21 protein-coding genes and 1 pseudogene are annotated in these 25,066 nt (G+C 67.4%); 14 read left to right on the top strand and 8 right to left on the bottom strand.

From position 1 onward, the window contains the following. Positions 1-16 precede the first annotated feature (16 nt). Positions 17-1,753: a dihydroxy-acid dehydratase gene (gene ilvD / locus LCL87_RS06305; protein WP_225017781.1), complete on the bottom strand. Its 1,737-nt coding sequence runs from the start codon at positions 1,751-1,753 to the stop codon at positions 17-19. Positions 1,754-1,777: 24 nt separating this feature from the next. Next, positions 1,778-2,734, bottom strand: coding sequence for a transcriptional regulator CynR (cynR, locus tag LCL87_RS06300; RefSeq protein ID WP_225017779.1), 957 nt, complete (start codon positions 2,732-2,734; stop codon positions 1,778-1,780). Positions 2,735-2,845: 111 nt separating this feature from the next. On the opposite strand from cynR, the gene LCL87_RS06295 reads away from it, so the two are divergent. From LCL87_RS06295 to LCL87_RS06285, 3 genes and pseudogenes are all read left to right on the top strand, one after another. Then, on the top strand, positions 2,846-3,412 hold the full coding sequence (locus LCL87_RS06295) for a carbonic anhydrase (RefSeq protein WP_225017777.1): 567 nt from the start codon (positions 2,846-2,848) through the stop codon (positions 3,410-3,412). A gap of 54 nt (positions 3,413-3,466) precedes the next feature. Beyond that, complete coding sequence (gene cynS / locus LCL87_RS06290) at positions 3,467-3,937, top strand: cyanase (RefSeq protein ID WP_225017775.1); 471 nt, start codon at positions 3,467-3,469, stop codon at positions 3,935-3,937. A 35-nt stretch (positions 3,938-3,972) separates the two neighbouring features. Beyond that, positions 3,973-4,475, top strand: a pseudogene (locus tag LCL87_RS06285) (nucleoside deaminase). Here the strand turns inward: LCL87_RS06285 and LCL87_RS06280 are convergent. Next, entirely contained in the window at positions 4,462-6,081 is a 1,620-nt protein-coding gene (locus LCL87_RS06280; RefSeq protein ID WP_225017772.1) for a flavin-containing monooxygenase, read from the bottom strand. The pseudogene LCL87_RS06285 and the gene LCL87_RS06280 overlap by 14 nt on opposite strands. A 100-nt stretch (positions 6,082-6,181) precedes the next feature. On the opposite strand from LCL87_RS06280, the gene LCL87_RS06275 reads away from it, so the two are divergent. The 3 genes from LCL87_RS06275 to LCL87_RS06265 all read left to right on the top strand — a co-directional run bounded on the left by LCL87_RS06275 (position 6,182) and on the right by LCL87_RS06265 (position 9,616). Beyond that, a complete protein-coding gene (locus LCL87_RS06275; RefSeq protein WP_225017770.1) occupies positions 6,182-6,808 on the top strand; it encodes a TetR/AcrR family transcriptional regulator in 627 nt (208 codons plus the stop codon). A 110-nt stretch (positions 6,809-6,918) separates the two neighbouring features. Beyond that, positions 6,919-7,899, top strand: a complete 981-nt coding sequence (locus LCL87_RS06270; protein WP_225017768.1) for an alpha/beta hydrolase — start codon at positions 6,919-6,921, stop codon at positions 7,897-7,899. Next, on the top strand, positions 7,892-9,616 hold the full coding sequence (locus tag LCL87_RS06265) for an amidohydrolase family protein (RefSeq protein ID WP_225017766.1): 1,725 nt from the start codon (positions 7,892-7,894) through the stop codon (positions 9,614-9,616). Before LCL87_RS06270 ends, LCL87_RS06265 begins: the two co-directional genes overlap by 8 nt. Positions 9,617-9,691: 75 nt before the next feature. Here LCL87_RS06265 and LCL87_RS06260 read toward each other — a convergent pair whose 3' ends face one another. Further along, the gene (locus LCL87_RS06260; RefSeq protein ID WP_225017764.1) at positions 9,692-11,296 is read right to left on the bottom strand and encodes an ABC transporter substrate-binding protein; all 1,605 of its coding nucleotides are present in this window, start codon (positions 11,294-11,296) and stop codon (positions 9,692-9,694) included. A 529-nt stretch (positions 11,297-11,825) separates the two neighbouring features. Between LCL87_RS06260 and LCL87_RS06255 the strand changes: the two genes are divergently transcribed. The 8 genes from LCL87_RS06255 (at position 11,826) to LCL87_RS06220 (ending at position 21,691) form a co-directional block, all read left to right on the top strand. Continuing rightward, on the top strand, positions 11,826-12,536 hold the full coding sequence (locus tag LCL87_RS06255; RefSeq protein WP_225017762.1) for a GntR family transcriptional regulator: 711 nt from the start codon (positions 11,826-11,828) through the stop codon (positions 12,534-12,536). Between the two features lie 199 nt (positions 12,537-12,735). Further along, a complete protein-coding gene (locus tag LCL87_RS06250; RefSeq protein ID WP_225017760.1) occupies positions 12,736-14,340 on the top strand; it encodes an amidohydrolase in 1,605 nt (534 codons plus the stop codon). 31 nt (positions 14,341-14,371) lie between these two features. Beyond that, the gene (locus LCL87_RS06245; protein ID WP_225017758.1) at positions 14,372-15,985 is read left to right on the top strand and encodes an ABC transporter substrate-binding protein; all 1,614 of its coding nucleotides are present in this window, start codon (positions 14,372-14,374) and stop codon (positions 15,983-15,985) included. 64 nt (positions 15,986-16,049) lie between these two features. Next, positions 16,050-17,003, top strand: coding sequence for an ABC transporter permease (locus tag LCL87_RS06240; protein ID WP_225017756.1), 954 nt, complete (start codon positions 16,050-16,052; stop codon positions 17,001-17,003). Further along, positions 16,996-18,102 carry an ABC transporter permease gene (locus LCL87_RS06235; protein WP_225017754.1) on the top strand — a complete coding sequence of 369 codons (1,107 nt, stop codon included), beginning with the start codon at positions 16,996-16,998 and terminating at the stop codon, positions 18,100-18,102. The genes LCL87_RS06240 and LCL87_RS06235 overlap by 8 nt, the downstream gene beginning before the upstream one ends. Beyond that, complete coding sequence (locus LCL87_RS06230; RefSeq protein WP_225017752.1) at positions 18,099-19,166, top strand: ABC transporter ATP-binding protein; 1,068 nt, start codon at positions 18,099-18,101, stop codon at positions 19,164-19,166. The genes LCL87_RS06235 and LCL87_RS06230 overlap by 4 nt, the downstream gene beginning before the upstream one ends. Then, on the top strand, positions 19,166-20,155 hold the full coding sequence (locus LCL87_RS06225; RefSeq protein WP_225017750.1) for an ABC transporter ATP-binding protein: 990 nt from the start codon (positions 19,166-19,168) through the stop codon (positions 20,153-20,155). Before LCL87_RS06230 ends, LCL87_RS06225 begins: the two co-directional genes overlap by 1 nt. Positions 20,156-20,254: 99 nt before the next feature. Then, a complete protein-coding gene (locus tag LCL87_RS06220) occupies positions 20,255-21,691 on the top strand; it encodes an amidase (protein WP_225017748.1) in 1,437 nt (478 codons plus the stop codon). A gap of 62 nt (positions 21,692-21,753) precedes the next feature. Here LCL87_RS06220 and LCL87_RS06215 read toward each other — a convergent pair whose 3' ends face one another. Genes LCL87_RS06215 through LCL87_RS25775 form a run of 4 tightly spaced genes read right to left on the bottom strand, consistent with a single transcriptional unit; the run spans position 21,754 to position 25,013 of the window. Further along, on the bottom strand, positions 21,754-22,596 hold the full coding sequence (locus LCL87_RS06215; protein WP_225017746.1) for an alpha/beta fold hydrolase: 843 nt from the start codon (positions 22,594-22,596) through the stop codon (positions 21,754-21,756). Continuing rightward, positions 22,593-23,555, bottom strand: a complete 963-nt coding sequence (locus tag LCL87_RS06210; protein WP_225017745.1) for a DODA-type extradiol aromatic ring-opening family dioxygenase — start codon at positions 23,553-23,555, stop codon at positions 22,593-22,595. Before LCL87_RS06210 ends, LCL87_RS06215 begins: the two co-directional genes overlap by 4 nt. After that, positions 23,548-24,885 (bottom strand): zinc-binding metallopeptidase family protein, encoded by a 1,338-nt coding sequence (locus LCL87_RS06205; RefSeq protein ID WP_225017743.1) that lies wholly within the window; start codon positions 24,883-24,885, stop codon positions 23,548-23,550. The genes LCL87_RS06210 and LCL87_RS06205 overlap by 8 nt, the downstream gene beginning before the upstream one ends. Continuing rightward, a complete protein-coding gene (locus LCL87_RS25775) occupies positions 24,882-25,013 on the bottom strand; it encodes a hypothetical protein (RefSeq protein WP_510850700.1) in 132 nt (43 codons plus the stop codon). Before LCL87_RS25775 ends, LCL87_RS06205 begins: the two co-directional genes overlap by 4 nt. Between the last annotated feature and the right edge of the window lie 53 nt (positions 25,014-25,066).

Below are 25,066 nucleotides of genomic sequence, written 5' to 3'. Positions count from 1 at the left end.
GGTCGTTGCCGGGAACCTATCCGCACACGGCGCCGTCGGAGGCGGATCCGACCAGCTTGGTGTACTTCGCCAGGACGCCGCGCGTGTAGCGCGGAGGCAGGGGCTCCCACCCGCTTCGGCGGGTGGCGAGCTCCTTCTCGTCGACCAGGAGATCGAGGACGCCGTTGGCGACGTCCAGCCGGATCTTGTCGCCGTCGCGGACGAACGCGACGGGTCCGGCGTCGACGGCCTCGGGGGCGACGTGCCCGACGCACAGTCCGGTGGTGCCGCCGGAGAACCGGCCGTCGGTGAGCAGCAGCACGTCCTTGCCGAGTCCGGCGCCCTTGATCGCGGCGGTGATCGCCAGCATCTCCCGCATCCCCGGCCCACCCTTGGGGCCCTCGTAGCGGATCACCACGACGTCGCCCGCCGTGATGGTGCCGTCCTCCAACGCATCCATCGCGGCGCGTTCGCGATCGAAAACCCTTGCGGTGCCCTCGAAGACCGACGAATCGAACCCCGCGGACTTCACGACGGCGCCGCCGGGCGCGAGCGAGCCCTTCAGGATCGTGATGCCTCCGGTCGGGTGGATCGGCGACGACAGCGCGCGCAGGACCTTGCCGTCCGGGTCGGGCGGCGCGATGTCCGCGAGATTCTCGGCGAGCGTGCGTCCGGTGACGGTGAGGCAGTCGCCGTGCAGCAACCCGGCGTCGAGCAGGGCCTTCATGATCACCGGGACGCCGCCGATGCGGTCGACGTCGATCATGACGTGCCTTCCGAACGGTTTGACGTCCGCGAGGTGCGGGACGCGCGCCCCGACGCGGGCGAAGTCGTCGAGCGTGAGCGCCACTTCCGCCTCGTGCGCGATCGCGAGCAGGTGCAGAACCGCGTTGGTGGAGCCGCCGAACGCCATGACGACGGCGATCGCGTTCTCGAACGCCTCCTTGGTGAGGATGTCCGACGTGGTGATGCCGCGGCGCAGCATCTCGACCACGGCCTGCCCGCTGCGTCGGGCGTAGCCGTCGCGCCGCCGGTCGGTGGCCGGGGGAGCGGCGCTGCCGGGCAACGACATCCCCAGTGCCTCCGCCGCGCACGCCATCGTGTTGGCGGTGTACATACCGCCGCACGCACCCTCGCCGGGGCAGATCGCGCGCTCGATCGCATCGACGTCCTCGCGGCTCATCAGGCCCCGCGAGCACGCGCCGACCGCCTCGAAGGCGTCGATGATGGTGACTTCCTTCTCGGTGCCGTCGGACAGCTTCGCGATGCCGGGCAGGATCGACCCGGCGTAGAGGAAGACGTTGGCGAGGTTCAGACGGGCGGCCGCCATGAGCATCCCGGGCAGCGACTTGTCACACCCGGCGAGCAGGACCGAGCCGTCGAGGCGCTCGGCCTGCATCACGGTCTCGACACTGTCGGCGATCACCTCCCGGGACACCAGCGAGAAGTGCATGCCCTCGTGGCCCATCGAGATGCCGTCCGAGACGGAGATGGTGCCGAACTCGAGCGGGTAGCCGCCGGCCGCGAACACCCCGTCCTTGCACGCCTCGGCCAGTCGGTCCAGCGACAGGTTGCACGGGGTGATCTCGTTCCACGACGACCCGATCCCGATCTGCGGCTTGTCCCAGTCGTCGTCGCCCATGCCGACCGCCCGCAGCATGCCGCGGGCCGCGGTCTTCTCGAGCCCGTCCGTGACGTCGCGGCTGCGTGGCTTGATGTCCGGTCTGCCCTGCTCCGGGGTGTTCGACTCCGGGGATTTCGACGAGGTGGTCACGGCGCTGCTCCCAACGATCGATCGTCACGGACGGCGTGCTTCGAAGTCCATGTAACCACGGGCCGCGGGCGGCGGGGTGTAGCCGCGGGCACGGACGATGTCGCGAGTGAGTCCGATGAACGCGTGGGCCGCGGCGCTGCGATAGGCGCCTCGTCGATCCAGGAGCGTGACCGTGCGGGCGGGCAGGGGAGGGTCGAGTGGGACGGGGGCGAGGTGCGGGTGGTCGTGAGTGATCGCGTCCGGTAGGACGGTGGCCACGGATGTACGTTGCACGATCTCGGTGAGCGCCTGGATGGTGTTGGCCTCGACCATGATTCGAGGTTCGATCCGGTGGTCGGCGAAATAGGCGTCGATGTGGCCGCGCGTGGCGAAGTCGCCGCTGAGGAGTGCGAGTGGCTGTTCCTGAAGGTCCTGCACGGCTAGGGATTTCGGAGTCTCCGGTGTCCCCGGAGTTCGCGAGCCGCCGATCACCAGGCTGAGGGTTTCCGTGAAGAGCGGGGTGGCGGCGATGCCGGTCGGGTGTGTGCCCGCGAAGGCGATGCCGAGGTCGAGGTCGTCGGCGAGCAGTGCTGCCTCGATGCGGTCCTGAGTCGTCTCGGTGAGGGTCAGTCCGATGCCGGGGAAGCGGGTGTGGAGTCCGGCGACGAGTGGGCCGATCAGGTAGGCGGTGAAGGTGGGGGTGACGCCCAGTCGTAGATGCCCGCGGGAGAGGTCCTGGACGTCGTGAACTGCACGTTCGGCGGCGTTCAGGTCGCGCAGTGCGCGTCTGGCGTGGTCGGTGTAGACGGCACCGGCGTCGGTGAGTCGCACGGTGCGGCCGGTGCGGTCCAGCAGTTGCACACCGACGGCCCGCTCGAGTTGCCTGATCTGTTGCGAGAGCGTGGGCTGGGAGATGTGCAGGTCTTCGGCCGCGCGGGTGAAGTTGCCGTGTTCGGCGACGGCGATCAGGTAGCGCAGGTGGCGCAGTTCGAGGGCGGCCATGACGCTCACTATAGATGGGAGCAATCGTTTGCATGGATAGTAAGTCTTGGACTCTATAGGTGCAGTTCGTGCACGGTGGATTGCGTAAGCCACCCACGAAGGACGTGACCCATGCAGGATCTCATCGAAGGAGTCGCTCATTTCCGGAAGGACGTCTTCCCGGAAAAGGCGGAACTCTTCGCTCACCTGGCCACCCATCACACACCGCACACGCTGTTCATCGGTTGCTCCGACGCCCGTGTGGTTCCCGAACTGATCACCGGCACCGACCCGGGGGACCTGTTCGTCATCCGCACCGCCGGCAACCTGGTGCCCGCGTACACCCCCGAGGCCGACGGCGTGGCAGCGAGCATCGAGTACGCCGTCGCCGTTCTGGGCGTGCGGGACATCGTCGTCTGCGGCCACTCGGCGTGCGGTGCGATGACCGCGATCGCTCAGAGCCACGACCTCAGCACTGCGCCCGCGGTGGCCGCATGGCTGCGGCACGCGGACGCCTCCCGGGCCCGCACCACCGCGGTCGGCGACGTCGGAGCCCTGGTCCGTCAGAACGTTCACGCGCAGCTCGCCAACCTGGCCACCCACCCCTCCGTCGCCCGTGCGCTGGCAGAGGACAAGGTCGCCCTCCACGGGTGGGTATTCGACATCGCGGCCGGCGAGGTCGTGGATGTGTCCGCCTGAAGTAGTCGACCCCACCTGAAGCAGTCCACCCCGAGAAGTAAGGAAGAACCGATCATGATCCAGTCCCAGTTCGATCCCGCCGCCCGCCAGGCCGTCGCCGTCGCCGCTGTCGATGCCAAGACCCGCAAGGATCTCTCCTGGCAGCAGATCGCCGATGCATCCGGCCTGTCCGTGGCCTTCACCACCGCCGCGGTGCTCGGCCAGCACCCGCTGCCGGCGAAGTCCGCCGAGGCCGTCGCAGAACTGCTCGGCCTCGACGAGGACGCGGCGATGCTGCTGCAGTGCGTCCCCACCCGTGGTTCGATTCCCGGCGGCATCCCGACCGACCCGACCATCTACCGCTTCTACGAGATGCTCCAGGTCTACGGCACCACCCTCAAGGCCCTGGTCCACGAGCAGTTCGGCGACGGCATCATCTCCGCGATCAACTTCACCCTCGACGTGCAGAAGGTCGCCGACCCCGAGGGCGGCGAGCGCGCCGTCATCACCCTGAACGGCAAGTACCTGCCGACCAAGCCGTTCTGATCTCCCACCCCCAACCAACCTTCGGAGGACTCCTCATGGACTTCGTCCAGCGCACCATCGACCTCGCCCGCCGGAACGTCACCGAAGGCGGCCGCCCGTTCGCGACCGTCATCGTCAAGGATGGTGAGGTACTCGCCGAGAGCCCCAACATGGTGGCCCAGACCGGTGACCCCACCGCCCACGCCGAAATCCTCGCCGTCCGTCAGGCCTGCACCGAACTGGGCACCGAGCACCTGACCGGCACCACCATCTACGTTCTCGCCCACCCGTGCCCGATGTGTCTGGGGTCGCTGTACTACTGCTCGCCCGACGAGGTCGTCTTCCTCACCACCCGTGACGAGTACGAGCCCTACTACGTCGACGACCGCAAGTACTTCGAACTCGCCACGTTCTACGACGAGTTCGCCAAGCCTTGGCAGGATCGCCGGCTGCCCATGCGCTACGAGGAGCGTGCCGACGCCGTCGACGTGTACCGCTACTGGCGGGACCGCAACGGCGGCTGACACGGCACCTCGGACGCCCGACTACGTCGTCGTGAACCCGCGGTAGTCGTCCGCCGCGATCTGCGTGCACAGGTTGCGGAAGTTGCCGACGCCGCCGAGGTAGGGCATGAAGACGCGCGGCTTGCCCGGCACGTTGGCGCCGAGGTACCACGAGTCGGCCTGCTGGTAGATGCTCCCGGCCGCGATCGTCGTGAGGTGCTCGCCCCACTCGTCCTGCGCCTGTGCGGTGGCCTCCGCGAACCGGGCACCACGTTCGCGCATGTGATCGAGATAGTCGATCACCCACTCGACGTGCTGCTCGATCGACACGACGACGTTCGACAGCACCGACGGGCTGCCGGGGCCGGTGATGACGAACAGGTTGGGGAACCCGGCCACCGCGACGCCGAGATAAGTGCGCGGACCGTCCTGCCAGGTCTCGCGCAGGCTGACGCCGTCCCGGCCGCGGATGTCGATCGCACCCAGCGCGCCCGTCAGGGCATCGAATCCGGTGGCGAAGACCAGTGTGTCGAGGTCGTGCACGCCGGCGTCGGTGCGGATTCCCGCGGGCACGATCTCCCGGATCGGTGTGGATCTCAGGTCGACGAGTTCGACGTTGTCGCGGTTGTAGGTCTCGTAGTAGTCGGTGCCGATGCAGACTCGCTTGGCCCCGAGGGGATACCCCTTGGGGCACAGCGCCTCTGCCGTGACCGGGTCGGTGACGGTCTCGCGGATCTTGGAACGCACGAACTCCGCGGACGTCTCGTTGGCCGCGAGGTCGGTCATGACGTCGTCGAACGTGGTCTGATAGGCGAGTCCGCCCATGGCCCAGCGCGCCTCGTACTCCTTGACCCGGACCTCGGGTGCGGTCTGCAGTGCGGATCCGACGGGCGGCGGGAGGATCCAGCCGCCGTGCGACTCGCGCTGCAACTGCCGTCGGGTCGGGTAGTCGGCCTTGATCGTGGCGAGTTCACCGGCGTCGAGCGGGCGGTTCCGGGCGGGGATCACGAATCCGGGTGTCCGCTGGAACACCGTGAGCCGGTCCGCGTGCTGTGCGATCATCGGGATCGCCTGCACCCCGGACGAGCCGGTGCCGATCACCCCGACCCGTTTGCCGGTGAAATCGACACCCTCCGTGGGCCACTGCGCGGTGTGCAGGATCTCGCCGGCGAAGGAGTCAAGACCGTCGATCGCGGGCAGTCGGGCCGTCGAGAGCGCGCCGGTCGCCATGACCGTCCAGCGCGCGGTGACGGTGTCGCTGCCGGTATCGGAGTCGGTGCCGATCGTCCACAGGCCGCTGCCCTCGTCGAAGTGCGCCGACGTCACTCGGGTGCCGAAGGTGATGTCCTCGCGCAGTCCGAAGCGGTCGGCGACGTGCTCGAGGTAGCGCAGGATCTCGGGCTGCGTCGGGTAGCGCTCGGTCCACTCCCACTCCTGCTGCAGGGCATCGTCGAACGAGTAGGAGTAGTCGGCGCTGTCGACGTCGCACCGCGCGCCCGGGTAGCGGTTCCAGAACCACGTCCCGCCCACACCGTCGCCGGCCTCGAACAGGCGCACCGATATGCCGCGCCGGCGCAGGCTGTGCAGTGCGTACAGGCCGGCGAATCCGGCGCCCGCGACGACGACGTCGTAGGTCGGCTCGGGGGAATCGTTGTTCGGCATCGGGGTAGACCTCGTTTCGTAGTGGGGTGAGCAGGGGTCAGTAGCATCGGTGCAGCAGTTGTCCCGCCGGCCCGGCGGGCGCGATGGGAGGCGTACGAGCGTGGGTGCAGGCGATCCGGAACGGCCCGACAGGCCGACGTTGCCCGACCCCGCGGCGTTGCCGAAGGGGCAGCGGGAGCGGCGGCAGCGCATCATCGATGCCGCCGGTGAGTTGCTGGTGGCCGACGACTTCGAGCGCATCCAGATCCGGGATGTCGCCGAGCGGTCGGGCGTCGCGCTGGGGACCGTCTACCGCTACTTCGCCTCCAAGGAGCACCTCTACGCCGCGGTGCTGCTCGACTGGTCCGCCGGCGATCCGATCAAGCACGGCGAGGCGCCCGATCCGGGGTTGCCTCCGGCCGAACGCATCCGGGTCCGGCTGCACCACTCGGTCGATCGGTTCGAGGAGTACCCGACCTACCTGCGACTGCAGACCTTGCTCCGACAGTCCACCGACCCGCTCGTGTGCGCTCTGTTCGCGGAGTTCTCCTCGGAGGTGATCGATTCGTATCGGGAACACCTCCACGATCTTCCCGATGCTGACGCGTCGGACGTCGTCGCGATCGTGACGGCGGTCCTGGCCCACGAACTGACCCTGTTCGGCCTCGGCCGGCAGGAGGTCGCGGAGGTGCATCGCCTGCTCGATCGCACGGTCGACCTGGTCTTCGCGGTCGCTCCCCGATCCTGACGGTGCCGCTCCGCGGGCATGAGAAGTAAAGCCTCGCAGACGCGTTGAGGGCGACGGAGCGTCGAGTGTGACCGTTGTCATACCGTCAGACTAGAGTTAGATTCTAATTCATGACAAGTGGCATGCAGGGCACTCGAACAGAACTGGATCCCGTACTGCAAGCGGTGGCCGCCGCGGTGTCGGGATCGGGCCTCCCGCCCATGGTGGAACTCGGCCCGGACGGGGCGCGGGAACGGATCCGCGCGGCGATGCAATCGTGCGCGCCCGGACCCGAGGTCGCGGAGGTCACGGCGCATTCGGTGGGTGACCACGTGAGCGTGCGCCTGTACCGGCCGTCGGTGCGTAAGTCCCCGGGAACGGTCGTCCACTTCCACGGCGGCGGGTGGGTGACCGGGGACCTCGACTACGCGGACGCGACGTGCCGCATGCTCGCGGAGGCGGCCGGAGTCGACGTCGTGAGCGTGGACTACCGGCTCGCCCCGGAGCATCCGTTCCCCGCGGCGACCGACGACGCGATGACGGTGTTGCGCTGGGTGGCAGCCGGATCGGAGGGACTTGCCGGTCCGGTCGTGGTGACCGGAGACAGCGCCGGCGGCAACCTGGCGGCGGTGTGCGCCGCCCTGTCCCGCGGCGAGGACTCCATCGACGTCGTCGGTCAGGTGCTGATCTACCCGGTCGTCGACGCCGATCTCGGGCGGGACTCGTACGCGCAGAACTCGGGTGTATTCCTCGGTGCCCGCGAGATGCAGTGGTTCCTCGACCACTACTGCCCCGACCCCGACACTCGGACGACCCCGCTGGTGTCACCGCTCCGGGACACCGACCTGTCCGGACTGCCGCGCACCGTCGTGGTCGTCGGAGGCCACGACCCGCTGCTCGACGAGGGCGTCGAATATGCCGAACGGCTGAGGGACTGCGGTGTGCCGGTCGAGTTGCTGCACTTCCCGTCGCTGCCCCACGGGTTCCTGCAGTTCACCGGTGTCTCGCCGACCTCCGCGGAGGCGGCGTCGGCGATCGTCCGCGCTGCCGCGGCGTTGTTCGAAAACGAAGCAGTGAAGCAGAATTCGACCACAGGAGGCGTTCATGCATGATCTGGTGATCCGCGGTGGGCTCGTCGTCGACGGAACCGGTGAACCGCCGCGCGCCGCCGACGTCGCCGTCGACGACGGGCGCATCACACTGGTCGGCGAGGTGACCGAACCCGGCCGCCGCGAGATCGACGCGTCGGGCAAGCTCGTCACCCCCGGATTCGTCGACATCCACACGCACTACGACGGACAGGTCACGTGGGATCCGCTGATGACCCCGTCGTCGCTGCACGGCGTCACCACCGTCGTGATGGGCAACTGCGGTGTGGGTTTCGCCCCCGTCAAGCCGGAGCAGCGCGACTGGCTCATCAGCCTCATGGAGGGTGTCGAGGACATCCCCGGAAGCGTTCTGGCGGAGGGGATGACGTGGAACTGGGAGACCTTCCCCGACTACCTGGACGCGATCGACACCCCGCACGCGATCGACTTCGCGGCACAGCTGCCGCACGGCGCGCTCCGGACCTACGTGATGGGTCGGCGTGGCGGCGACCACCTCGCGCGGCCGACCGAGGACGAGATGAATCGCATGCGCGATCTCGTCGCCGAGGCCGTGGAGGCGGGAGCGCTCGGATGGTCCACCTCCCGGTCCGCCGTCCACAAGACGTCCGCCGGCGAGCCCACGCCGAGCCTGACCGCCTCGCGCGAGGAGCTCACCGGCATGGCGGCGGGTCTCGCGAAGGCCGGCGCCGGCGTCATCGACTTCATCTCCGACTTCATGGACCAACCGGAGGAGATGGAGTTCGTCAGCGCGATCGTCGAGGCCGCGCAGCGGCCGATGTCGGTGTCGGTCGTGCAGAGTGACCGCGCCCCCGACAAGTGGCGCGGACTGCTCGACGGGCTCGCGGAAATCTCTGCGAAACAGGGTATTCCGATCACCGGTCAGGTAGCTCCCCGCGCCGTCGGAGTGATGCTGGGCTGGGAGCTGAGCTGGCACCCGTTCATGGCGTACCCGAGCTACCATGCGCTCGCGGATCTTCCGCGCGAGGAGAGGGTGGAGCAGCTGCGGCGGGCGGAGGTCCGGGCCGCGATCCTGTCCGAGAAGCCCGAGACCGACAGCGAATTCGTCGATCGCCTGTCGACCCGGTTCGACCAGTTGTTCCTGCTCGGTGATCCGCCGAATTACGAACCCGGACCGAATGATTCGGTGGCAGCACTCGCCGATCGATCCGGAGTGCCGGCCGCCGAGGTCGCCTACGACGCGATGATGGCGCAGGACGGGCGTGGACTGCTCTACTTCCCGATGCTCAACTACTCGGCGGGCAATCTCGACGCGGTCCGGGAGATGCTCGCGCGGCCGGACACCGTGCCCGCGCTGGGTGACGGCGGTGCGCACTGCGGCGCGATCTGCGACGCCAGCTTCCCCACGACGCTGCTCACCCACTGGGGCCGCGATCGCAAGGCGGGTGAGCTCTTCCCCGTCGAGTGGTTGATCAAGCGGCACACGGTCGACACCGCGGCCGTGGTGGGGCTGTTCGACCGCGGGCAGGTCCGCCCCGGCTACCGGGCCGACCTCAACGTCATCGACTTCGACAGGCTGCAGGCCGACCATCCCGAGGTGCTGTACGACCTGCCGACCGGCGGCCGGCGCCTCATGCAGACCGCGACCGGGTACGTCGCGACGGTCGTGGCCGGTGAGGTGATCGTCGAGGACGGCCGGCACACCGGTGCCCTGCCGGGCCGTCTGGTGCGGGGTGCGCAGTCCGCACCGAGTCTCTCCTGACCGACAGTCGAAAGCGGATGCCCCCGCCACTCGTGAGAGTGGCGGGGGCATCCGCTTTCAGTGACCTCGGCCGTGTCAGTTCTTCTTGAATGCCTTGTCGAACAGGATGATCCCGTCGACGGTCGGGTTGGCCCGGTACACGTCCGGCGACCACGCGACGTAGTTGACTCCGGCGCCCCACGACAGGAACGGCTGGTCGGTGTTCACGAGGTTCTGGATGTCGACGATCGCGGCACGCTTGGCGGTGTCGTCCGGTGCCGAGAGCACCTTGCCGAGCAGTGCGTCCATCTCCGGGCTCTTGTAGCCGAGGATGTTGTTGGTCGAGGTGCTCGACAGCGAGCTGAAGAGCCGGATCTCGGGAGCGACGTCGGCGATGCTGTACGCGCCGAAGCTCATGTCGTAGTTGCGGTCGATGTAGAGCCGCTTGACCATGTCGGTGATGCTGCTGGTGTACTCGAGCGAGACGTCGAAGCCGATCGAGTTCATCTGTGCCTGCACCGCGAGAGCGAGCTGCTGCGCATCGGGGTCATTGACGCCGACATAGGTGATCTTGCCGTTGAAGCCGTCGGCCTTGGCCTGATCGAGCAGTTCCTTGGCCTTGGCGGCGTCGGGGCTGATGCCGCTGACGTTGCCGAACCACTCGGACCACGGCTGGAACATGTCGGTGCCGGGCATGCCCTCGCCGGCGCGCACGCGCTGGTTGAGGACCTCGGGATCGACTGCGTACGCGATCGCCTGGCGAACGCGCGGATCGGCGGCGGGGCGTCCCGGAGCGTTGTTGAGCTGTCCGACCATCGACATGCTCGTGGTGTCGACGTAGCCGGGGAACTCGGCCTTCGCAGCATTGACGGTCTGCGCGTTGCGGAGGTAGGCCACGTCGATGCCGTTGGTCTTCAGGGCATCGACCTTGGGCTGCTCACCGGCGATCGCCACGAACTTCAGGCCGTCGAGGTTCGGCGCGCCACCCCAGTAGTCGGGGTTCGCCTTGAGCTGCAGCTCCTGCTGCGGCTGGAGGCTGACGAGCGTGAACGGGCCGGCGCCGATCGGGGTGAACTTGTCGCCCTGCTGAGCGGTCGGCGAGACGATCATGCCGTGACCGTAGGCGAGCATCGCGGGGAACGTACGCCACGGCTGGTTCAGGGTGAAGACGACCGTCGACGGGTCCTGCGCGACGTTGCTCTTGACCATCTGGGTGTAGACCTGCGAGTTGGCGCCGCGCCGCTGGTTGTAGCGGTTGATGCTGGCGACCACGGCGTCGGCGTTCAACGGGGTGCCGTCGCTGAACTTGACGTTGTCGCGGAGCTTCAGCGTCCAGGTCAGGAAGTCCGGGCTCTCCTCGAACGACTTCGCGAGCTGGGGCTCGAAGCTCCGGGACTGGGAGTCGTATCGCATCAGAACGTCGTAGACGGCAGCCATTTCGGTGCCGCCGGTGGCACCGGCCGGCTGCGTCGCCGCCGGATCGAGGTTCGTCACCGGTGCGTAGGAGGCGAAGCTCAGGGTTCCGCCCGACACGGGCGTGCCGCCGTCGCCCTGGTCGCCCAGGATGCCGTAGGCGGTCGTGGTTGCGCCGGATCCGCTATTCGCGTCGGAGCTCTCCGACGACGCGCAGCCGGCAAGCGCGACCGCACCGACGACCGTGACGGCCATCGTTCGGGCGAGCCTTCTCGAATACTTCTTCATGTACCAACCTCCACGGTCGGGGTCGACGCCTGCCAGTCGGTACGGGCCGGATGGCCCGTCCGGATGATCGATTGGATCTCTGAGTCGACGGGGCTGGTTGGCCCGGTCGAAGAGGACGATCGCACCGGAATTCGGTGCAGTCGGGGTCGTTGCAGAAACGGACTCTAGCCGCCCCGACGGGTGTCCACAAGGAATCGGGCGAACTGGTGATTCCGCAGCGTTGCAGCGGTATTCGTTAGCAGAGGAGACCGATCTCGGCGGGGCTCCGCGCGTGCCGCCGCCGACCACCGTGACGGACCGAAATGAATTTCACCAAAACTCTTGTGGAACCAAGATAGGTGTCCTAGATTGTCCGGAACACAGCTTTGTATAGACAAAGTTCTCGCCTCGGCCTGTGGATGGTTTCCACAGGCCTCGGCGAGGACCTCGGCGACCGACAACGGCCGGCGTCAGACGGGAGGACCCTCTCGATGTACCTGGTGGTTCGCGCGTTATCCGTGTCCTGCGACGGGCGGAGAGCCTCTGTTCCGTGACAGACCCGCAGCATGTGCTGCTCGCGCAGGATCTGATCTCTCGGATCCAGTCGGGTGAGTTCGCAGTGGGCGACAAGTTGCCGACCGAGGCCGAACTGTGTGAAACCCGATCCCTCGCCCGAGGCACGGTGCGGCAGGCGCTCAAGCATCTGGAAGATGCGGGAATGATCAGCCGCCGTCGCGGAGCGGGTACCACGGTCGAGTCTCCGGAACCGGTCGTCGGGCACCAGGCATTCGTGACGAGCAGTCTCGGGATGCTCGCGTTCGTGGAGCACACCCGAATACTCGATCCTTGTTCGAATACCGTTGTGGCAGATGGTGATCTGGCAACGAGGATTGGCGTGCCGGTCGGTTCCGAGTGGTATCGCGTTTCGGGGCCGCGGGTGATCCGAGGTTCGGTGATGCCCCCGTTCTGCTGGAGCGAGGTGTACCTGAGGTCGGACCTACCGCATCGCCGGATGGTGTTGACCGGAAGGATCGGGATCAGGAACCTGGTGCGCCAGCGTATCGAGCAGGTGGTGACCGGGACGCTCCTGACGCCGGCCCTCGCGCAGGCGCTGGGTGCGGAAAGTCCCAGTGCTGCACTGGTTGTCACTCATCGGCACGTCGACTCGAACGGCGCACTCGAGGCCGTCGGCATCCACACCCATCCGGCCGATCGGTACTCCATCGTGACAGCGGTGGGTGCGCAGCTGTCGACCGACTGACGGCGTCGGCCGCCCGTGTTCGGGGTGGTCTGGAGGTCTGGGGAAATCTACTGGAGAGTAGCCCCGACCCAAGTAATGACATGAATTCTATTGTGCGCTAGCCTCTTCAAAACGCTATGTGATCCACATCTCACGAGGGAGTCGAACGTTGGACCGGAGTGCGACGACCAGGGATGTAACGGTCATCGATCGCATCCACGTGAGAGGCGTCGTCGTACCGGCTCCGGGTGCCCCGGCCGCCACTGCCTTCGCGGTGTCGGGCGGCAGGTTCGTGGCCGTCGGTTCGGACGAGGACATCCGGGCGTTGGCCGGTCCGGAGACCGAGGTGGTCGATCTGGGTGGGCGCACCATCGTCCCCGGATTCATCGAAACTCATGTACACCCGCACATGTCGGGGATGAACAGTGTCAACGTCGATGCCGGATCGGATGCGTGCCCGGACATCGGTTCGCTGATCGCCGCGCTCGCGGTGCGGGCGGCCGAGACTCCCGCCGGGCAGCCGATCTCCGCGTCGGGGTTCGACGACAGCCTGGTCGCCGAGGACCGCGGACTCACCGCAGCCGATCTCGATCGTGCCAGTGTCGACCACCCCATCGTGGTGCGGCACCTGTCGGGCCACGGGCTGTACGTGAACTCCTTCGTGCTGCGGAACAAGGGAATCGACCGCGACACGGCGGAGCCGGAGGGCGGTGTCGTCGTTCGGGATCCGGCCGGCGATCCGACCGGTGAGTTCCGCGAGATTCCCGCAATGCGTCTGGTCGTGCCGCCCGAGGAGTCGATGCCGACGGGTGAGGAACTGGACGAGGGACTGCGTCGGGCGCTGAGCCAGATGGCCTCGGTGGGCGTCACGAGCTTCCATGACATGTTCGTCACGCCCGCGGTGATCGACTCCTACCGCCGGCTGCTCGACCAGGGCGAGTTGCCCCTCCGGGCGCGCGTGTACGCGGGGTTCGGAACACTCGAAGGCTTCACCGTCGAGGGCGAGCCCCGGGTCGAGGCCCACGACCACCTCGAGATCGGTGGCGTCAAGCTGATCTCGGACGGGTCGATCCAGCTCCACACCGGGGCCCTCACCGAGCCGTACCACGATCTCGGCGGATGCCACTGCGGCGAGATGGCGATTCCACCCGCGGATCTGGACGAGATGGTCGGCCGGTGCCACGAGGCGGGCCGGCAGGTCGCGATCCACACCAACGGCGACCGGGCCATCGACCTCGCGCTCGACGCGATCGAGAAGGCGATCGCCGCTGCCGGGGGAGCGCAGCTTCCGGGTGGGCTCCAGCACCGACTCGAACACGTGCAGGCGCTGCGGAACGATCAGATCGAGCGGATGCGCGATCTCGGGGTGTCGGCGTCGGTGTTCGTCAACCACGTCTACTACTGGGGAGATCGGCACCGCGATCGGTTCCTCGGACCGGAGCGGGGCAGCCGGATCAGCCCGCTGGCGTCGATCAGCGCCGCACAGGTTCCGTTCGCGCTGCACTGCGACAGCCCGGTCACCCCGGTGAACCCGTTGTTCACCATGCACACCGCGGTCAACCGCGTCACTCGGGGCGGTGCCGTCCTCGGCCCCGAGGAACGCATCGACGCCGCGACCGCGCTGGCCGGCTACACCACGTCCGCCGCCCGACTCGGTGGTGAGTCCGCGGTCAAGGGAGCCATCGCCCCCGGCCGGTTCGCCGATTTCGTGGTCCTCGACGGTGATCCGACCGGCGTCCCGCCGTCGGCGATCAAGGACATCGCAGTCCTCGCAACCGTCGTGGCGGGTCGTGTCGTGTACTCCACCGACCCCGCATTTTCCTAGTCGTGTTTCGAGTCGACGGAAGTAGGTACGAATGACGCGATCCTCGCTGGCTCGGGCCGGGACACTCCTGACCGCGCTCACTGCCGCAACGGTTCTGTTGGCCGGTTGCGCCGGTGGCGGTTCCGGTTCCTCGACGGATGCCTCGGAGGTGACGACGGGCCTCGTCGGCGAACAGGCCGACGGCGGCGATCCCACGTCGGGCGGCACGCTGTCGTACGCGACCTACACGAGCGTCAGCAGCCTGGATCCGGCCGATCGCCAGGACGGCGGTGCCACCGGCGGCACCGAGATGGCGGCAATCTACGACCTGCTGATGCGCTACGACACGGCGACCAAGGAGTACCAGCCGCAGTTGGCGCAGTCGCTGACGCCCAACGGGGACAACACCGTCTGGACGTTGAAGCTGCGGGACGGCGTGAAGTTCAGCGACGGCTCCGTGCTCGACGCGGCGGCGGTGCGGTGGAGCATCGATCACTACCTCGAGAAGAAGGGCACCCACGCCCAGGTGTGGAAGGCGTCGGTGGCCGACGTCGCCGCGCCTGATCCGTCGACGGTCGTGTTCACGCTGAAGCAGCCGTGGAACGAGTTCCCGATCCTGTTCACCTCCGGCCCCGGGATGATCGTGGCGCCCTCGTCGATGGCGAGCGGTAAGTTCGCCGCCGTCGGTGCGGGCCCCTTCACGGTGGAGAAGTTCGCGACGCAGGACGAACTGGTGCTGGCGGCGAATCCGGGGTACTGGGACGGCAAGCCGCACCTGGCCAAGCTTCGGTTCCCCGCGATCGTCAGCGAGCAGGGCAAGATCGATGCGCTGCACAGCGGGGGAGTCCAGGCCGCGTACCTGCGGGCCGCGGACACCGTGCACAGCGCTCTCGAGGCCGGCGACGTGGGCTACGTCTACACCGTCAACATCGGCGGCGTCGGCCCCATCAACCAGCGAGAGGGCCGGGCCGCGTCGGACGAACGGGTCCGCAAGGCGATCGTGCTCGCGTTCAACCCGGATACGTTCAACGAACGCGGCGAGGGCGGGCTCGGCATGCCGGGCACCGAGATGTTCCAGTCCTGGTCGCAGTGGCACGGCGATGTCGCCGGTCCGAAGTTCGATCCGGAGACCGCGAAGACGTTGCTGGCCGAGGCCAAGGCCGACGGCTACGACGGCAAGCTCACCTACGCCGGACTGAACGATCCCGCATCGCAGAGCCGTGCGCTCGCGATCCAGTCGATGTTGCAGGCCGTCGGCTTCACCGTGGACATCGTCTACAACTCGAATGTCAACGACCTCACCAAGATGATGTACGTCAAGCACGATTACGACATCGGCTACGCGGGATTCAACATCCTCGACGAGTCGCCGTTCGTGCGGATGTACGGCAACCTCTACAGCGAATCGACGTCGAACGTTCTCGGCTACGAGGACCCGCGGATGGACGAGTTGCTCGGCAAGCTGCAGACCGCGCCGACCGACGACGAACGCCGCAAGGTCCTCGAGGACATTCAGACTCTCGTCAACGAGACCGCACCCATGATCGTGGCCAACGCGAGTAAGTACTTCATCCCGTGGAGTAAGAATTCGCACGGCATCACCCCCAGCGCCGATGGCATCATGCTGTTCGGAAACGCCTGGCTCTCTTCCGAATCCGCGTCATAGTGCCGGATCGGCGAACTCAATCGGATTGGTATGCCCATGAACACAGGAAGGAGGCGATGAGGCGATGACGAGAACCGTGATCGACAAGGTGATCGAGCTTATCGTCGTGCTCTTCGTCGTCAGTCTCGGCACGTTCGCACTCGTTTCGCTCATTCCGGGTGATCCGTCCGTCGCGATGCTTGGCGAGGGACGTTCGCCGGAGGAGTACGCGCAGGCTCGTGCGGACATGGGGCTGAACGACCCCTTCTTCACTCGGTACTGGGACTGGTTGTCCGGTGCGCTGCAGGGCGATCTGGGGCAGTCGATGGTGCCGCCGCAGGGGCCGGTGACCGACAGCATCAGTGCCGCACTGCCGGTGAGTATCCAGTTGGCGGTGATGGGTCTGTTCATCGCGATCGTCGTCGCGGTGCCGTTGGCGATGTACTCGGCCCGTCATCAGGGCGGCTGGATCGACCGGGCGATCAGCGCATGCACGTTCGGCGTGCTGTCGATCCCGTCGTTCCTGTCGGGTCTGCTGCTGATCATGGTGATGGTCAACTACCTGGGATGGTTCCCGCGGTCGCAGTGGGTTCGGGTCTCGGAAGGACTGGGGCAGAACCTGTATCACGCAATCCTGCCGGCGATCACGATCAGCCTGCTCGAGATGGCGATGTTCATCCGCATCCTGCGGAGCGACCTCGTGATGACGTTGAAGGAAAACTTCATCCTGGTCGCCAAGGCAAAGGGAATGTCGAACGCGCGGTTGCTGTTCAGCGATGCGCTGCGGCCGTCGTCGTTCTCGCTCATCACGATGCTGGGCATCGTGCTCGGGTCGATGATCGGTAGCACCGTCATCGTCGAGACGCTGTTCTCTCTCCCGGGCATGGGCTCACTGATCGTGCGTGCGGCGCAGCAGGGTGACATGCCGATGGTGCAGGGAGCGGTCCTGGTGATCGCGGTCATCTACGTGGTCGCCAACGGTGTCATCGACATCTCCTACGGATACCTCGACCCAAGGAGCCGACGAGCCCATGTCTGAGACCAAGATGGACGATATCGACATGCCGGCGTTCACCGGCCGGGTGCTCGACGACGCGGGCGCCGAGGAGTTGGCGAACGCGAAGGATCTGGCCGAGCGCCGCAATCTGTATCGGATCGGCTCGATCCTGACCGCCGTGGGCGTCGTCTGCGCGGTTCTGGGTGTGGTGCCGGTGCTGATGATGGGTGCGCGGGTCGCGATCTTCGTGGTCGGCCTCGTCGTGCTGTACATGGGCGTGCGTCGCCTGGGGTTGGCCCGCTTCGGTTCCGACTTCGACCTGACGTTCATCCTGTCGTGTGCGTGGCTGACGGTGCTGATCGCGGCCGCCATCCTGGCGCCGCTGCTGCCGCTCGCGGAACATGAGGACACCACCAAGACCCTCAGCGCGAAGAGCTACGCATCGCCGAGCCTGTTCTCGTCGCACCCGCTGGGTACCAACAACTTCGGTTTGGACATGCTGGCCCGTTCGATCTACGGAGCCCGGTCGTCGCTCATCGTGGCGGTCGCCGCTGTCGCGATCGGTATCCTCATCGGCGGCGCGATCGGCATCCTGGCCGGCTACTTCGGTGGCTGGGTGGACCGGATCGTGGGTATCCTCACCAACTCGCTGCTCGCGGTTCCGGCACTGATCCTGCTGATCGCACTCGCGTCCGTCCTGCAGCCCAACCTGCGGAACGTGTCGTTCGCCCTCGCCGTGCTCGCGATACCGAGCATGGTGCGAATCGCCAGAGCGAACACGCTGGTGTTCTCGCAACGCGAATTCGTCCTGGCGGCACGGGCGATGGGCGCCACACGGTGGCGCGTGATGCTGCGGGAGATCGCGCCGAACGTCGCCCTGCCGCTGCTCTCGCTCGGCATGGTGATGATCTCGGTCATGATCGTGGCGGAGGCGTCGCTGAGCTTCCTCGGTCTCGGCATCCAGCCGCCGTCACCCACGTGGGGCAACATGATCTCCGAGGGCCAGGGCAATGTCTTCGAGCAGCATCCGTACATCGTTCTGGTGCCCGGTGTGTTCCTGTTCCTGACGGTGTTCGCGTTCAACATGGTCGGTGAGAAGGCCCAGAAGAAGACCGGCGGCACCCGGGAGGTGAAACTGTGAGTAGCAACGAACCGATCCTGACGGTGGACGGTGTGTCCACCAGGTTCCGTACCAAGCGCGGACAGTTGCGTGCGGTCGAGCAGGTGTCCCTGGAACTCGACGCCGGTGAGACCCTCGGCCTGGTGGGCGAGTCCGGTTCCGGTAAATCCGTTCTGGGGCAGACCATCATGGGTCTGGTCTCGAACGGCGGCACCACCACCGTCACCGGCACCGTGAGTTTCATGGGCCGGGACATGCAGGCGCTGACCCGCAAGGAACAGCAGCAGATGTGGGGCAAGGACATCGCGATGGTGTTCCAGGACCCGATGTCGGCGCTCAATCCGTTCAAGCGGATCGGCACCCACATCACCGAGTCGCTGCGCGCCCACCTCGGCCTGGACAAGACCCAGGCGCGGGAACGCGCAATCGAACTGCTGCGCAAGGTCCGGATTCCCGAGCCGACGCGGCGGATCGACCAGTACCCGCACGAACTGTCGGGCGGTATGCGCCAGCGTGTGGTGATCGCAATGGCACTCGCGTGCGATCCGAAGCTGACGATCGCCGACGAGCCGACCACCGCGCTCGACGTGACAGTGCAGAAGCAGATCCTCGAGCTGCTCGACTCGCTGCGCACCGAGATGGGCATGGCCGGCATCCTGGTCAGTCACGACCTCGGAGTCGTTGCCGGACAGACCGATCGCGTCGCGGTCATGTACGCGGGACGAATCGTCGAGACGGCGCCGACCCGGCAGCTGTTCGCCAACCCCCGGCATCCGTACACCGAGGCACTGCTGGCCGCGGTTCCCCGCCTCGAGCAGGAACCGCACACCCGGCTCGAGTCGATCGACGGTGGCCTGCCGGACATGACGAAGCCGCCGGTGGGGTGCTCGTTCGCCTCCCGGTGCAAGTACGCGCAGGCCAAGTGCCGCGAGGTCGTACCGACCCTCACCGCGGCCCCGGACACCGTCGGCGCCCGTCACCCGCACGAGGTGGCGTGCCACTTCCCGCTGGACGGCGTCGCCGACCTCGGGATGCCTGCTGCTGTGGGCGCAGAAGTTCGTGAGCTGGAAGTGGAGACCATCTGATGGCCGGTAGTGGAGTTGCGCATCTGCGCAGGGACGACAAGCCCGTGCTCGCGGTCGAGAACCTCGTCGTCGAGTTCCCGGCCGGACGTGGCCAGACGGTGCATGCCGTGTCCGACATCAGCTTCGATCTGCTGCCCGGCGAAACCCTCGGCATCGTCGGCGAATCCGGTTGTGGCAAGTCCACGGCCGGCCGCGCCGTGCTGCAGTTGCCCGCGCCCAAGTCGGGCAGCGTCGAGATCGACGGTATCGAGCTGACCACGCTCAGTCCGTCTGCGCTGCGCAAGATCCGGGCGCAGATGCAGATGATCATGCAGGACCCGATCTCCTCGCTCAATCCGCGTCGCAAGGTCAAGCACCTCGTCACCGAGGGCCCCCGCATGTGGGGCCAGAAGAACAAGGAACGTCTCGACCAGATGGGGCGGGAACTGCTCCAGGCGGTCGGACTCGACCCCGACATGGTGTGGGACCGACTCCCGGGCGAGTTGTCCGGCGGCCAGTGTCAGCGCGTGTGCATCGCCCGCGCCATGATGCTCAAGCCGAAGGTCCTCATCTGCGACGAGCCGGTGTCGAGTCTGGACGTGTCGGTCCAGGCGCAGATCCTCAACCTGCTCGAACAGACGAAGACCGAGTTCGAGCTCACGATGATCTTCATCGCGCACAACATGGCGGTGGTCAAGAACATCAGTGACCGGGTGATGGTCATGTACCTGGGCAAGGTGTGCGAGATCGCGCCCAGCAGCGACATGGAAAAGCAGGCGCGGCACCCGTACTCGCAGCTGCTGCTCGCGTCGATCCCCGACCCGGACGTGCTCCGCGGCGAGGCCGACACGACACCGCAGATCGAGGGCGACCTGCCGTCGCCGCTCAATCCGCCGTCGGGCTGCCGGTTCCGCACCCGCTGCCCGCTGGCGACCGACCGTTGCGCAGCCGAGGAGCCACTGCTCCGGGAGGTCGCCCCCGAGCACTTCGTGGCCTGCCACAACGTCTGACACATCTATCTCCCGCGTTTTGCGCACTTGTCGCGGAAACTCCGGTGCCCGGAGCGCGATAAGTGCGCAAAACGCGGGGAGTGAGTGGGAGGAACAGGTATGTCGATGGGGAAGTCGATGGAGAGTGTGTTCGACGGTCAGGACATGACCGGGCTGGCCGCCTCGATCCGACGCGGTGACGTGTCGGCCCGCGAGGTGGTCGAGTTCGCGCTCGGACGCCTCGCCGAGCGGAATTCCACCGTCAACGCGGTGGTGGCCGCGCGCGCCGAGGAGGCACTCGCGGAGGTGGAGTCGGTCCCGGCCGATGCTCCGCTGCGCGGAATCCCGTTCCTGATCAAGGATCTTCACGCCGACGTCGCGGGGCTGCCGACCTCGAACGGCTCGCGGCTGTTCGCGGGCCGGATGGCCGAGGCGGACACCGAGCTGGTGGCGCGTTACCGGCGAGCCGGGCTCGTGATCATCGGCAAGACCAACACCCCGGAGTTCGGCCAGAACGCGAGCACCGAGCCGGTGTTGTTCGGCCCCACCCGGAACCCACGCCGGCTCACCCACAGCGTCGGCGGCTCGTCCGGTGGCGCGGGTGCGGCCGTCGCGGTCGGCATCACCCCGGCCGCGCACGCCAGCGACGGTGGCGGCTCCATCCGGATTCCGGCGTCCGCCAACGGGTTGGTGGGCCTCAAGCCGTCCCGCGGCCGGATGCCCTCGGGCGCTCCGCTGTCCGGGCCGCTGTCGGTGGAACACGCTGTCACCAAGAGTGTTCGGGACACCGCGCTGCTGCTCGACCTCACGGCGGGACCCGCGGTGGGGGCGCCGTTCGGTATCGCGCCGCCGGTTCGCCCGTACGTCGACGAGGTGGGCGCCGATCCGGGCAAGCTCCGCATCGGAATCACCACGACGATGCCGGGCGGGGATCCGGTCCACCCGGACTGCGCGGCGGTCGCGTCGGACGTCGGCGTCATGCTCGAGAAGCTGGGCCACCACGTCGAGACGGCCGCGCCCACCTTCCATCCCGAGGCGCTCGGCGCGGCGATGCAGTACCTGATGTCGGCCCCGATGGCGGTGGAGATCGACCACCGGCTCGCCGAACTGGGCCGGGAACTGCGCGACGACGACCTCGAGACGATGGCGCGTGTGCAGTACGAACGCTGCAAGTCGCAGTCCGTCACCGACCTGGCCGCCGCCTATGCGGCGCTCGAGCTCACCGGACGGGAGATCGGCCGGTACTTCACCGAGTACGACCTGCTGCTGACGCCGACGCTGTGCCGGCCGACACCGGAACTGGGCGTGCTCGACTCGATGGATCTCGAGGCCATGTGGAAGCACGCCGGTGCGTACGGCGCACTGACGTCGCCGTTCAACAGTGGTGGGCAGCCGGCGATTTCGCTTCCGCTGGGCAAGGATTCGACGGGTCTGCCGCTCGGTGCCCAGCTGGTGGCCGCGCACGGTCGTGAGGATCTGCTGATCCGGGTGGCCGCGCAGCTCGAGGCCGCGTACCCGTGGAGCACCGCTCCGGTGTGGCCGATGGTGGTGAGCTGAGCGAACGTCTCTTCGGGCAATGGTGCGGCCGCCGAACAGTTCTCGGCGGCCGCACCGTGCGCTCACCCTGCGAAGAACTTCAAGGCAAGCTCGTTGAACCGATCCGCGTGTTCGTGCTGCGGCCAGTGCCCGCACTCTGGGAAGACCTCGAGCTGGGAGCCGGGGATCGACTGCTGCATGCGATGGGCCTCGGGCACATCGCCGAACGGATTCTGTGCTCCCCAGACGATGAGGGTCGGCGCTGAGATCCGTGCCATCTGCTCGGCCGTGAGGAGGTCTTCGGTGCGATTCTCCATCTCTTGCAGACACAACAGTTCATCGATGCCGTCGACGAAGGCGGGGCGGTGGTAGATCGTGTGCCTGACGTCGACCAACTCCCTGGTGACGTTCGCCGGGTCGTGCATCAGTAGTTCCAGTCTGCGGCGGGTCAGTTCGCGGTCGTCGGACTCGACGGCCGCCCGGGTGCTGGTGCGGATGCGTTCCATTACCTGCGGATCGGCGACTGTGCCTCCGGGCGCGACCAACACGATGCGGCCGACACGTTCTGGATTGTCGGCGGCCAGGCGTGCGGCGACCCATCCGCCCAGCGACTCACCGACGAAATGCGCCCGCTCGATGCCGCGGCCGTCGAGGTAGTCGAGGACGTGCCGGACGTATCGAGGGATGCGAAGGTCCCCGCCCGGATTGTCGGTGTATCCGTGTCCGAGCATGTCGAGCGCGTGCACCTCGAACTGCTCCGCGAAGACCGGGATATTACGCACGAAAGCTTCGAGGTGTCCGCTCGTTCCGTGCAGCATTACGACCGCGTCGCCGCTGCCGGCGCGCAGCACCCGGGTCTGCGCACCGTCGATCGGGCTGTGCGACACCTCGAAGTCGGTGCCTGCGAGGTCCGTCCAGATTGTCATTCGATGATCTCCTCGGTTGTGGATGGGGTGAGCACACTGACGCCCATGCCGGTCAGCCAGTTCGGGACGGCGCCGTACGCGAGGGTGGTTGCGGTGACCGGGCCGAGCTCCGCCAGCGCCGCTGTCATCGCGATCCAGGCCCGTAGCTCGTGCGCGCCGTTCCCGGCCTCTGTCTCGAGGTCGGAATCGGTCCACTCGAGCAGTGCCGTAGCATCACCGGTTTCGAGTGTCTTCAAGAACCACTCGTCGAATCCCTCGTTGATGTCCGGGTGTGCGGCGCGCACGATCTGTCGGCGCCGAACCTCGTAATCGCCCCAGTTGTTGCGGCCGTTCAGCCAGGCTTCGACGAGAAATCGGTCGTCGTCGGACAATGCCGCGAACCATTTCGGCCACGGCAGCCGGTGGGACAGCCCCCCGGAGGCGATGACGGCGACGCGCTTGTCCGCGCCGTCACCGTGGATCGCCGCAGCCAGTGCCCGGCCGAGGTCGCGACAGCGTCGCAACGTCGGTAGTGGCGGTGCGAACATGTTGACGACCACCGGCACGATCGGAACGTCGAGCGCGGGGATCAGGTGCTGCAGCGAGTGGGTGATGCCGTGGTCGACGGTCAGGCGCAGCGAGAAGGCGGGATCGAAACCCTGCGACACCAGCCCGTCGACCAGTGTTCGTGCAAGGGCGGTGTCGACCGGAAGGGCGCCGTCCGGCGTCCCTGCTTCGCCCGCGCCGTTGACCTCGGCCACTCCGATGGTGAAAGCCGGCATGAGATCGAGGAACATGCCACGAAAGTGGTTGGATCCGATGATTACGACTGCGTCGGGCTCGGCGGCGGCGAGGGCGTCACGCGCGGTGGCCAGGCCGTCTCGGAAGCGCTGGGCCGCAGCGAGATCGGCGACCTCGTCCCAGTGCGTGTTCATCAAGGTGCTGTGCGAGGCGCCGATGCCCAGGACGAGTTCACTCATCGCCGGCCCCCGTCGGTCTTGTCGAACGGGGCCGCGTGCACAGGGTGATCGCAGTGTGCACGATCGCCCGGGTGAGTCGGACCGCTTCCCGAATGTCGATCACATTCATCCCCGACGGAAAGTCCAGGGGCAATGGGGCATCCGGGCCGATGCGGTCCATCCCGATTCGTGCGGTCGAGAGGCCGCGGGAGCGCAGGATGTTGGCGTCGGTGGCGCCGCTGTTCGCGACAATTGGTGCGTGGGCGCGACCCTCGAGCCGTTCCCACGCGTGTTTCGCGGCGGCGACGACCGGAGCGTCCTCTGGGGTGTGAGTGCCCGGGATGGCGAGCACCATGTCCCAGTCGACGTCCAGGTCCGGATGTTCGGCACAGATCGCGGCAAGGGCTGCTCCGAACTCTCGCCGCGCCTCGGCCGGCGAAGTGCGGGGGCTGATACGGAGGTCGACCCGTAGCCGGCACTCCGCCGGAGTGACCGCGGCCAGCCGTCGCCTACCGCCCTCGATGGAGGACACAATGCCCTGCGGTGCGACCAGGCCGTCGGTGTGTCGTTCGGCGTATCGGGGAAACCAACGTTCGAGGCCGGCGACGACGGTTGCGGCACAGTCGATCGCGTTCCGGTAGGGCATCCGATGTCGACTGCCGACGTACGTATAGGTTCCGCCGACGCGGACGTCGAACCAACACAAGCCGACCTCCTCCCACGCGACCGCCCAGCCAGGCTTGGCGATGAGCGCGTGATCGGCCCACCAGCCCTGTTCGAGGAGGAACGAGCAGCCGACGCCCTGGCCGGTATTGTGCCGGGTCGATCCGTGCGTGAGACGGGCATTGGTCGGCATGCCGCCTGCCCCGAGCCCGACTAGGATATCGCCTTGCAGCGGAACCCTGCTACGTGTGATCGCCTCTGCCGCAGCAACAACCGCCGCGGCGTGGCCCTTGGGATTGCTGGCGCCGAGCCCGAGGATGTGATCGCCGTGGACCTCGGCGCGGGGGCGCATGTCCGCCCGCAACTCCGGTCCGACCCAGGGGACGTCCTCGGTAGCGTCGCCGACGGTCAGGGTGTCGATCGGGGCATAGAGAAGCACGTCCTCGCCGGCACCCGTGCCCCGGAGTCGACCTACGGCGTTGCCCTGGTGCTCGTCGATCTGCTGGTAGTGCGCCTGCAGGCCGATATCGTCGAGGGTCTCGGTGAGAAATCGGGCGAGCGTGGCCTCCTCGCCGGTCGGGCTCGGGATATTCACCATCGCTACGACCAGTTCGGTGAGCCGCTCCGGGCGGACGTGCGCGCACGCCTCGGAGACGAACCGTTCCTGCTCTTCGGTGAGGGCGATCATCGGGCGCCCTTGGCTACGGAACGCACCGTGGTGCCACGACCGAGTCGCGCGAGCAGGTGCGTGCGCTGCGCGAGGACGACCGCTGAGGTGACGGCGACGACCGCCATAGCGGTGATGCGGGGGGACATGATGATTCGACTCCTGTCGGTGAGGAAGACGACGACCGGTACCGCGACGGCGT

The organism is Prescottella equi (assembly GCF_020171745.1).
Lineage (GTDB): Bacteria > Actinomycetota > Actinomycetes > Mycobacteriales > Mycobacteriaceae > Prescottella > Prescottella equi_A.
This window is presented reverse-complemented; position numbering and strand designations above follow the sequence as displayed.